This window comes from Rubripirellula obstinata (genome assembly GCF_001642955.1).
Classification (GTDB): Bacteria; Planctomycetota; Planctomycetia; order Pirellulales; family Pirellulaceae; genus Rubripirellula; species Rubripirellula obstinata.
Window position 1 is genome coordinate 1 of sequence record NZ_LWSK01000266.1, and the last position, 1,806, is coordinate 1,806.

At 54.6% G+C, this 1,806-nt stretch carries 3 protein-coding genes; all 3 read right to left on the bottom strand.

Annotated features, from left to right (window positions below; translation table 11 throughout):
- Positions 1-155: 155 nt before the first annotated feature.
- Positions 156-512, bottom strand: coding sequence for a hypothetical protein (locus RC85_RS25625; RefSeq protein ID WP_068267780.1), 357 nt, complete (start codon positions 510-512; stop codon positions 156-158).
- Between the two features lie 180 nt (positions 513-692).
- A complete protein-coding gene (locus RC85_RS28080; protein ID WP_068267781.1) occupies positions 693-1,064 on the bottom strand; it encodes a hypothetical protein in 372 nt (123 codons plus the stop codon).
- A 373-nt stretch (positions 1,065-1,437) separates the two neighbouring features.
- Positions 1,438-1,806, bottom strand: a 369-nt coding sequence (locus RC85_RS28790) for a hypothetical protein (RefSeq protein WP_238383244.1), incomplete at its 5' end; no start/stop codon positions are given.

A 1,806-nucleotide genomic window follows, 5' to 3' on the forward strand; every position in this document is an offset into this window, starting at 1 on the left:
CCTTCTTCAGGTCGTCATCTTCACTCGGACGAAGCAAATCCCAAGGCTGAATAGCCGGGCTACTTGAACCGAGTCCTTGAACATCGGCTCGCAAGCTCGCGATGTCAAAGACTTATTTGTTATCCGCGATTGTGACGGGTATTGGTTCGGGCGTATCAATCGTTATCACCAACATGGCGATAGGCATCTTCGAGTACGTCGTGTGGCAGTTGGATTGCCTGATAGTCTTTAGTCAGGAGGAAGCAACGACCAGCGACAAGATTAAAAGTGCGGTCGCCAAGAACGAATGTCCCAGGTTTGCCATCCAGGTCCGGAAGTCGTACTGCAATCATCATGCCGCCATTTTCGTCGACACAAATATCGCCGTCTAATGCGGGATGCCCGAGCCCAGTGTTGAACCGCAAGTCAGGGAGGTCAACATCGCCAGTAAACGTTCCGGATCGCAACAGGATGTGGATTGTTTCGTCGAGCTGCGTACCGATAGTGAACACAGTGATATCAGGGTCGGCCATTGCGAAGACTCAGGGTGAGCGTGGTGTTGTCGTAGTGGGAGCTTCAGTCGGATAACGGTCGGGATCACCGGGTACGGAGAGAAAAGTCAACCATCACGGAAAATCACGCAAGCCGTACTCCGGTGCATCCCATGGTTATCCGCGATTCGCAAGTCGCCAGGCATCGCCAGTAACTTCCGGCTATTCAGGCGAGCGTAACCGCAAGTGCAAGCCAACAAGGAACGCACCCAAGATATAGTATTGCAATCCACCAAGGATCAGGAAATAGAAGCAAAAGCCGAAAACGTAGAATGAGTGGAATTCAATCGTTTGGCCGAATAGTTGCTCGAATGGGCCAGCACCGAGCGAAACAGGAAAGTCCAAGCAGTACCAGAGCATCCACAAACCGATCATCTCGGGTGATTGCTTGAGCCCGACGTGAACCAATATTGCGGTCGCAAGCACAAGCAGCGAGTGAGTAAATAGAGCAATTGTTCCAGCGCGGTGACTGAACCAGGGGCGAGCGCAAATCTTGCGGACGGACGCCGCTTCTGATGAATCATACGGGTTCATTGGCAGGCAGGGCTTGCACCCAGTCGGATAACGTCTAGGATCACCGGGTACGGAGGGAAAAGTCAACCATCACGGAAAATCGCGCAAGCCGTACTCCGGTGCATCCTTTGGTTATCCGCGGTTATGGTTACGTGGCGGACGGCCAGCGAGCATTGAACCGCGCGAGCGGAAGACCACGACGGGACGTCGCCAGCACAGGAAGCCAATATGGGCGGATTAGCGTACGAAACTGCGGAGCAATCCAATCACGGTGTTAGCAGCGATGCCCCAGAGTATCCACTGTATTCCCCCAATGAGCAATACCGACAGAACGGCCAATGCATTTGAGTCGGCGTTCGAGATCGCCCATAGCGAGGCGAGGCCAAGCGGAAAGTCAATGTAGACCCAGAGTACCCAAGCCATAGCAGCGGAATCGGAATTGGGACCAGCCGCAGGTGGCTCGGTCATTGCAAAGCAAGCAACAGCGACCGTATGCACGACGAGAAAGAACAGTGGAAGTGCGGTGTATCGAATTAGCGTTTGAGTCGCGGAGTTCATTCGGGGTGCCAGTTGGGCAAAGGTCGGAGTGCCGAGTCGGATAACGGTAAGCATCACCGAGGTGGCGGGATTTGACGTGCAAGCAGAGAGGAAAGCGTGCGGCCGCCACTCCGGTGCATGCAATGGTTATCCGCAACACACCATTGCGATGCGGTTCGTCGGCGCGGACTTTGTCCTCGTGGGTGAGCATCCGCGCGTGCCGATC

Coding starts and splice junctions, on each gene's coding strand:
- RC85_RS25625 (WP_068267780.1), bottom strand. CDS start 512: ATGGCCGACCCTGATATCACTGTGTTCACTATCGGTACGCAGCTCGAC.
- RC85_RS28080 (WP_068267781.1), bottom strand. CDS start 1,064: ATGAACCCGTATGATTCATCAGAAGCGGCGTCCGTCCGCAAGATTTGC.